The 7,854-nt window shown below is 66.6% G+C and carries 5 protein-coding genes; all 5 read right to left on the bottom strand.

Annotated features, from left to right (window positions below; genetic code table 11):
• On the bottom strand, positions 1–917 hold a 917-nt coding region (locus tag DIE04_RS12430; RefSeq protein ID WP_148091649.1), incomplete at its 3' end, for a methyl-accepting chemotaxis protein.
• Positions 918–1,040: 123 nt separating this feature from the next.
• Positions 1,041–2,174 (bottom strand): hybrid sensor histidine kinase/response regulator, encoded by a 1,134-nt coding sequence (locus DIE04_RS12420; protein ID WP_044847544.1) that lies wholly within the window; start codon positions 2,172–2,174, stop codon positions 1,041–1,043.
• A gap of 505 nt (positions 2,175–2,679) precedes the next feature.
• Complete coding sequence (locus tag DIE04_RS12415; protein WP_044847545.1) at positions 2,680–4,263, bottom strand: Na+/H+ antiporter; 1,584 nt, start codon at positions 4,261–4,263, stop codon at positions 2,680–2,682.
• Between the two features lie 244 nt (positions 4,264–4,507).
• Entirely contained in the window at positions 4,508–5,941 is a 1,434-nt protein-coding gene (locus DIE04_RS12410; RefSeq protein WP_124573038.1) for an aldehyde dehydrogenase family protein, read from the bottom strand.
• A 28-nt stretch (positions 5,942–5,969) separates the two neighbouring features.
• The gene (locus DIE04_RS12405) at positions 5,970–7,610 is read right to left on the bottom strand and encodes an acetolactate synthase large subunit (protein ID WP_044847547.1); all 1,641 of its coding nucleotides are present in this window, start codon (positions 7,608–7,610) and stop codon (positions 5,970–5,972) included.
• Positions 7,611–7,854 lie beyond the last annotated feature (244 nt).

Below are 7,854 nucleotides of genomic sequence, written 5' to 3'. Positions count from 1 at the left end.
GCGGTCGCCTGCTGCTCGCGCGACGTCGCCGCGATTTCGGCGACCGACGTCGTCACCTGCAGCGACGACTGCTGCGCGCGCGCGACCAGCTCGGTCAGCTCGTCGGCCATCCGGTTGAAGCCCGTCTCGAGCGTGCCGAATTCATCGCGGCGGCGCAGGTCGAGGCGGCGCGTCAGGTTGCCGGTACGCATCACGTCGTGCACCTCGACGAGCCGCGTCATCGGCACGGTGACGGAACGGTACAGCCCGTAGCCCAGCCCCAGCGCGGACAGCAGCACGATCGCCAGCGCGGTCGCGAGCACGACCTCGGTGTCCTGCACGGATTCGCGGATCAGCTTCGCGGACTGGTCGGCGAACTTGCGGTTCTCCTGCACCAGGATATTCGCGTTGCGCACGACCTCGGCCCATGAAGGCTGCACCTTCGCATAGGCGGCGACGGCCTCTTCGCGCGACACGCGACTCTTCTGCACCGCGTCGTTCAGCAGCGGCAGGTAGCGGTCGAAGGCGCCTCGAAACGTCGCGAAGCGCTGGCGGTCGTCATCGCGGAACGTCGTGTTCTGGTAGTCGACCGACAACGACTCGACCTCCTTGAGCGCCTCGCCGATCTTCGCGAAATCGCGCTGCACGAGTTCGGGATCGGTGTCGACGAACGTCGCCTGCTGCAGCGCCGTGAACGATTCGTTGACCGCGCCGCGCAGCGACGCCGCGAGATAGACGCCGGGCAGCGAATCGCGTTCGATGCTGACGGCTTCGCTGTTGATCGCGCGCAGGCGCTCGTAGGACACGCCGGCCATCACCAGCATCAGCACGAACAGCACGCCGAAGCTGATCAGGATACGGTTGCCGAGCGTCAGCCGGGCGGCGCCGCTCGTCGTGTGCAGGCTTTCATTGGTCGCGCGGGGCGTCACGGTGGCCATGTTCGTTATGGGCTTTCTAAAATCAGCGTTGAAAAAATCCGCGCCCGCCTGCGCGCCGGACGGCGCGCCACGAGCGCATCGGGGTCTGCGGGCAACGCGGCACCGGCGGGCCGCGCCGCGAAATCATCGCTCCGCTTGTGCCGGCAGCCGAAGCGCGACCATGAAGCCGCGCGCCGTATTGCGCATCAGGATCTGGCCGCGATGCCGCGCGGCCGTCGCGCGGACGAACGCAAGCCCGAGGCCGAAGCCGCCGCGCGCCGCGCCATGCGCGGATTCGAGCCGCACGAACGACTCGGTCGCGGCCGTGCGCTGCTCGGGCGCGATGCCGGAGCCGGCGTCCTCGACGCCGATCAGCCAGGCACCGTCATCGTCGCTCAGCGTGCAATGCACGTCCGTACCGGCCGGGCCGTATTTCAGCGCGTTGTCGATCAGGTTCGCGACCGCGCGCGTGAGCATCATGCGGTCGCCCATCGTCACGCACTCGGTGCCGGGCACGTGGGCAACGACCCGGCTGCCGAATCCGGCCGCCTTCTCCCACAGCTGGTCGACCGCGTCGAGCACGATCTCATTGAGGCTCAGGACCTCGTGCGCGCGGCGTTCCGACTGCGCGCGGGTCAGATGGATGAAGCCGTCGGCGAGCGCGAGCGCGCGCCGGGCGTGGCCGGCAATGCGCTCCATGATCGCCGGCATGTCGCCGTGCTCGGTCCGGTAGACCTCGAGCAGCGCGAGAATCGAGGTCTGCGGCGAGCGCATGTCGTGCGACAGGAAATCCAGTGCTTCGTCGCGCTGCCGCGACATCAGGTACGAATTCGAGTGATAGCGGATGCGCGCGGTCAGCTCCATCGCGTCCGGGAGCTTCACGAGATAGTCGTTCGCGCCGGCGATGAACGCCTCGCGCTTGACGATCGGCTCTTCCTTCGCCGACAGCACGATGATCGGCACGCGTGCGGTGTCGGCGTTCGCGCGCCACGCGCGAACGAGGTCGAGGCCGTCGATGTCCGGCATCACGAGATCCTGCAGGATGACCGTCGGCTTCACGTCGCGCGCGACCGCCATCGCCCGGTGTGCGTCGGTGCACACATGCAGGTCGATATCGTGCTCGCTGCGCAGCGCGCGACGGATCACCTCGCCGACGAACGGCTGATCGTCGACGAGCAGAACCGATAGCCCCGATTCGAGACAATCCGGCGCATTTTCACCGCTGGATTCTTTCATAAATACCGTTTCAAACGCCAAATCTCCAATTGATTCTTTCATAGGAGTTGTTTATCCGACTTGGACGCCATCTTAAAACATGGCGGCAGAGAAATCCGCCTGTGTTGCCGAACTGGCCTGTCGGCATTGCCTCGCGGGGATCCGAACGCCGAATTCACCCCGACGACGGTCGCATTACCTCCGCGCGCTTTCTCTCAATAAAGATAACCGGCTGATTCTAAATGAAATTAGAACACAGCATCTATCTCCTTCCGGTTTAGTTTTGCCAAATATGGTGAGAGAGCGGAATTCAGATAAATCAGATCATTTCCTGGCGCGAAAGACGACAACGTTTGCGAAGCCGCCGCCATGAGGTTTGCATGCGCTGCAAGGCCGCCCGTCGAACGTATCGGGACCGGATTTCGATGCGACGGAATGGGGAAGGTGGAGAGGAGAAAAGCGCGCGCCGCCACCGGATCGGCCGCGACGCGGCACGCATCGAACGCCGCCGGCCGGCGCCGGTGGCGCAGCAAGGCGGCCGTGCGCTCACGCCCGACCGCGCGGCCGGTTACCCGCGCGCGTGCTGCGCGGACACTTCCTGCAGGTCGAGATCGCGCTCGACCATGTGCAGCATCTCGTCGTGAATGCGGCCCGTACGATGCAGGCGCAGCAGCTCCGCGCGCCCGGCCTTGATCGCGGCCAGCACGACGTCGTAGTGCGCGACGCGGACCTCCGCCGGATATTCGGGCTCGTTCTTCGCCCGCTCGGTCAGCTCCGCACGATACGTGTATTGCTCCAGCAGGCGCGGATGAATCACGTTGCCGCTGTCGTCGCGCACCAGCGGCTGGATCGCCGCGAGCTGCGCTGCCTCGATATGCGCCCACGTCTGCGGCTCGGTCAGGTGATGCGCGGCGCGCTCTTCGCGTTGCGGCAGGCGCAGCAGCCGGATCAGCGGCCCGATGGTCGTGCCCTGCAGCAGCACGGTGACGAGGATCACCGCGAACGACGCGACCAGGATCACGTCGCGGCCCGGCAGCGCCTCCGGCAACGACAGCGCGATCGCCAGCGTCACGACCCCGCGCATGCCGGCCCAGCTCATGACCGTCGCGGCCTTCCAGTCGGGCGCGCCGCCGCGCCGCACGATCCCGCGCACCGGCCACTTCAGCACCTCGACGGCATAGATCCACACGAAGCGCGATACGATCACGGCCGCCAGCACCGCGAGCACGGCCGGCATCATCGTGGCGAGCACCTGCTCGAAGCCGCCGAGCCGGTGGATCGCGCCGCGCAGCGACAGCCCGATCAGCACGAACACCAGCGCTTCGAGCAGGAACACGATGACCTGCCAGAACGCGGTGCCGCGCGTGCGCACGGCCGCCGAGAACACCTCGTGCTGATGCCAGCCGACGATCATGCCGGTCGTGACCGTCGCGATCACGCCCGACACCTCGGCCATCTCGCCCGCGATGTATGCGATCCAGCCGGCGATCACCGCGACGGTGACCACCAGGTAGTCGTCGTCGAGCAGCTTCAGGAACCACACGACGAGCTTGCCGACCAGGAAGCCGACCACGACGCCACCGAGCCCGAGTTCCGCGAAACGCACGACCGCGTGCTCGAGGCTGAACGCGCCCGTCAGCGCGGCGGCGACCGCGAAGCGGAACAGCACCAGGCCCGCCGCGTCGTTCAGCAGGCTCTCCCCTTCGAGCAGCACCATCAGACGGCGCGGCAGCGCGACGCGTTCGAGCACCGCCTTCGCGGCCACCGCATCGGGCGGCGACACGATCGCGCCGAGCGCAAAGCACGCGGCCCACGGCAGCGACGGCACGACCCAGTGCACGGCGAAGCCGACCGCGAACGTCGTGAACACCACCGCGCCGATCGCGAGCAGCAGGATGCCGCCCACATTGCGCTTGAACTCTTCCCACACGGTGAAATACGCGCCGTCCATCAGCAGCGGCGGCAGGAACACGAGCAGCACGAGCTCCGGATCGAGGTTGATCGGCGGCAGGCCGGGAATGAACGCGATGCCGATGCCGCCGATCAGCAGCGCGGCCGCTGGCGGCAACCGCAACCGCTTGGCGATGTATTCGAGCGCAACGATCGCGAGGAATGACAACAGAACCAGCTTGAATGCCGAGACGGGGGACATGAATCGACCTCGTGAGGAATGAATGCGCACGCCAGCCGGTGTCGTACCCCGGTTGGCCATTTCGCGCGATTACATCACGATGCGATGCGTGCAGTCGAGCGCGTTCGGCCGGCGCGGCCCGCATTGCCACGACGATGGCGCACGGCGGACATCGCCGCGATCCGTCGGTGTGCGCCGAAACGAAAACGGCACGCGGGCCGGCGCGATGCGCCCGCCCGCGTGCCGTCATGCGGCGCCTCTCGCGCTAGCGGCGCCGCACGACCATCAGGCGCGGCTCGGTCATGTCCTCGATCGCGTAGCGGATCCCTTCGCGGCCGAGCCCCGAATCCTTCACGCCGCCATACGGCATGTTGTCGACGCGGAACGACGGCACGTCGTTGATCACGACGCCGCCCACCTCCAGTTCGTCCCATGCGCGCTGCGCATGCGCGAGCGAATCGGTGAACACGCCCGCCTGCAGGCCGAAGTCGCTGTCGTTGACGCGCGCGAGCGCATCGTCGAAGCGCTCGAACTTCTCGAGGATCGCGACCGGACCGAGTGCCTCCTTCCGGTAGAGGTCCTGTTCGCGGCCGACGTTTTCCAGCAGCGTCGCCTCGAACATCGCGCCGTCGACCTTGCCGCCCGCGACGATCTTCGCGCCCGCCGCGACGGCCGCATCCATCCAGCCCGACAGGCGGCGCGATTCGGATTCCGAGATCATCGGGCCGACGAACGTCGACGGATCCTTCGGATCGCCCATCTTCAGCGAACGCGTCTTCGCGACCAGCTTGTCGCGCAGCGCGTCGTACAGGTCCGCATGCACGAGGATCCGCTGCACGCCGATACAGCTCTGGCCCGACTGGTAATACGCGCCGAACGCGAGACGCTCGACCACGTAGTCGAGCTGGTCGTGCTGGTCCGCGTCGACGATCGCCGCCGCGTTGCCGCCGAGCTCCAGCACGACTTTCTTCTTGCCGGCCTTCTCCTTCAGCGCCCAGCCCACGGCGGGCGAGCCCGTAAACGACAGCAGCCTGAAGCGCTCGTCGGTCGTGAACAGGTCCGCGCCGTCGCGATGCGCGGGCAACACCGAGAATGCGCCCTTCGGCAGGTCGGTTTCGGCGAGCACCTCGCCGATGATCAGCGCGCCGATCGGCGTGCGGCTCGCGGGTTTCAGCACGAACGGACAGCCAGCGGCCAGCGCCGGTGCGACCTTGTGCGCGGCGAGGTTCAACGGGAAGTTGAACGGCGAGATGAACGAGCACGGGCCGATCGGCACACGCCGCGTATAGCCGGTGTAGCCTTGCGCGCGGGCCGAGATCTCGAGGTTGATCACTTCGCCGTCGATGCGCACCGACTCCTCGGACGCGACGCGGAACGTATCGATCAGCCGCGTCACTTCGCCCTTTGAATCATTGATCGGCTTGCCGGCCTCGATGCACAGCGCCTCGGCCAGCTCGTCGAAGCGCTCGCGAAAGCGCGCGACACAGTGGTCGAGCACCGCCTGCCGCCTGTAGGCCGGCAACTCGCGCATCGGCTTCGCGGCGTCGACCGCCGCGCCGATGGCCGCATCGATCGCCTTCGCGTCGGCCAGCGCGACGCGTGTCGCGACCTTGCCGCTGAACTTGTCGGTGACTTCGAGATCGGTGTTCGCGTAGACGGCCTCGTTGGCCAGATAGTACGGATAGGTATCCTTCAGCATGGAACGCTCCTTCCGGTGAACGGCGGATTCAGAGTTGCGCCGACAGGCGCTTGATTTCGCGGTTGAGCACGCGCTCGTTGTCCGAATAGTCGATCGGCACGTCGATCACGTGCACGCCCGGCGTCGCGAAGCAGTCGCGCAGCAGCGGCCCGAGATCGTCGGCCGCTTCGACGCGATGCCCGTGCGCGCCGTAGCTCTGCGCATACGACACGAAATCGGGGTTCTTCAGCGTCATCGCGAAATCGGGGAAGTTCATGTTTTCCTGCTTCCAGCGGATCATCCCGAACGCATCGTCGCGCAGGATCATCACGACGATGTCGAGCTTCAGCCGCACGGCCGTTTCGAGTTCCTGCGAATTCATCATGAAGCCGCCGTCGCCGCAGACGGCGATCACCTTGCGCTGCGGATGCACGATCTTCGTCGCGATCGCCGACGGCAGGCCGGCGCCCATCGACGCGAGCGCGTTGTCGAGCAGCAGCGAGTTCGGTTCGTGCGCGCGCCAGTAGCGCGCGAACCAGATCTTGTACATCCCGTTGTCGAGACAGACGATCCCGTCGACCGGCAGCGCGTTGTACAAGTCGTTCACGATCCGCACCGGGTACATCGGGAAGCGCGGATCGTGCTGGCCCTTCTCGAGGTGCGCGTCGAAATGCGCCTTGATCATCTTGAAGCGCTCGAAATCCCAGTGCGATTGCGGCGTCACCGCTTCCTTCATCTGCCACACCGCGTTCGCGATGTCGCCGACCACTTCGATCTGCGGGAAGTAGACGGGATCGACCTGCGCGCCGAGGAAGTTCACGTGGATCACGGTCTTGTCGTCCGTGCGCATGAAGAACGGCGGTTTCTCGATCACGTCGTGGCCGACGTTGATGATGCAGTCCGCGTGCTCGATCGCGCGGTGCACGAAGTCGCCGTCGGACAGCGTCGCGTTGCCGAGCCACAGCGGATGCGTTTCGTCGATCACGCCCTTGCCCATCTGCGTCGTGAAGAACGGGATGCCCGTCTTGTCGACGAATTCGAGCAGCATCTTGCAGGTCGTCTTGCGGTTGCCGCCCGCGCCGATCATCAGCAGCGGGTGACGCGCGGCCTGGATCGCGTCGACCGCGTGCGCGACCGCCTTCTCCTCCGCCACCGGCCGCCGGCTGTAGCTGCGCGGAATCGGCTTGCCGTCGCCCTCCTCGTGCGCGATGTCTTCCGGCAGTTCGAGGTGCGCGGCGCCCGGGCGCTCCTCCTCCGCGCGGCGGAACGCCTCGCGCACCGCCGACGGAATGTTGCCGATCGACACGATCTGCCGCGTGAACTTCGTGAGCGGCTGCATCATGTCGACGACGTCGACGATCTGGAAGTGGCCCTGCTTGCTGGACTTGATCGGCTTCTGCCCCGTGATCATCAGCATCGGCATGCCGCCGAGCTGCGCATACGCGGCGGCCGTCACGAAGTTGGTCGCGCCCGGCCCGAGCGTCGCGAGACACACGCCGGTGCGGCCCGTCAGGCGGCCGTAGGTGGCGGCCATGAACCCGGCCGCCTGCTCGTGCCGGGTCAGCACGAGCTTGATCTTCGAGCGCCGCAGCGATTCGAGCAGATCGAGGTTTTCCTCGCCGGGAATGCCGAACACGTACTCGACGCCTTCGGCTTCCAGCGCCTTCACGAACAGATCCGATGCTTTCATGGGGGACTCTCGGTTGATGCCGCCTGGCCGGCTTACGGGCGCGCGACGTTCAGAACGCGCGCCGGCCTACGGCACGCGGACGCTTTACCTACTGGACACTGACCACGGCACTGCCCGCCGTGCAACGCACAGCGGCGCCTCCCTGTGCAGGAGGACAAACGGATTCACCCGCGCGCGGCAAGCACGCGCGGGCGGCAAGGACGTTTTTGATTGTAGACGGATTCGCGGAATTCCGACTTCGGCC

This window comes from Burkholderia sp. Bp8994, from assembly GCF_003853805.1.
Taxonomy (GTDB): domain Bacteria; phylum Pseudomonadota; class Gammaproteobacteria; order Burkholderiales; family Burkholderiaceae; genus Burkholderia.
The sequence above is the reverse complement of the archived record's forward strand: the minus strand, read 5'-3'. Positions and strand labels throughout refer to the sequence as shown.

Bases quoted from the DNA above. Each gene is read 5' to 3' on its own strand.
- DIE04_RS12420 (WP_044847544.1), bottom strand. From the start codon at position 2,174: ATGAAAGAATCAATTGGAGATTTGGCGTTTGAAACGGTATTTATGAAA.
- DIE04_RS12415 (WP_044847545.1), bottom strand. From the start codon at position 4,263: ATGTCCCCCGTCTCGGCATTCAAGCTGGTTCTGTTGTCATTCCTCGCG.
- DIE04_RS12410 (WP_124573038.1), bottom strand. From the start codon at position 5,941: ATGCTGAAGGATACCTATCCGTACTATCTGGCCAACGAGGCCGTCTAC.
- DIE04_RS12405 (WP_044847547.1), bottom strand. From the start codon at position 7,610: ATGAAAGCATCGGATCTGTTCGTGAAGGCGCTGGAAGCCGAAGGCGTC.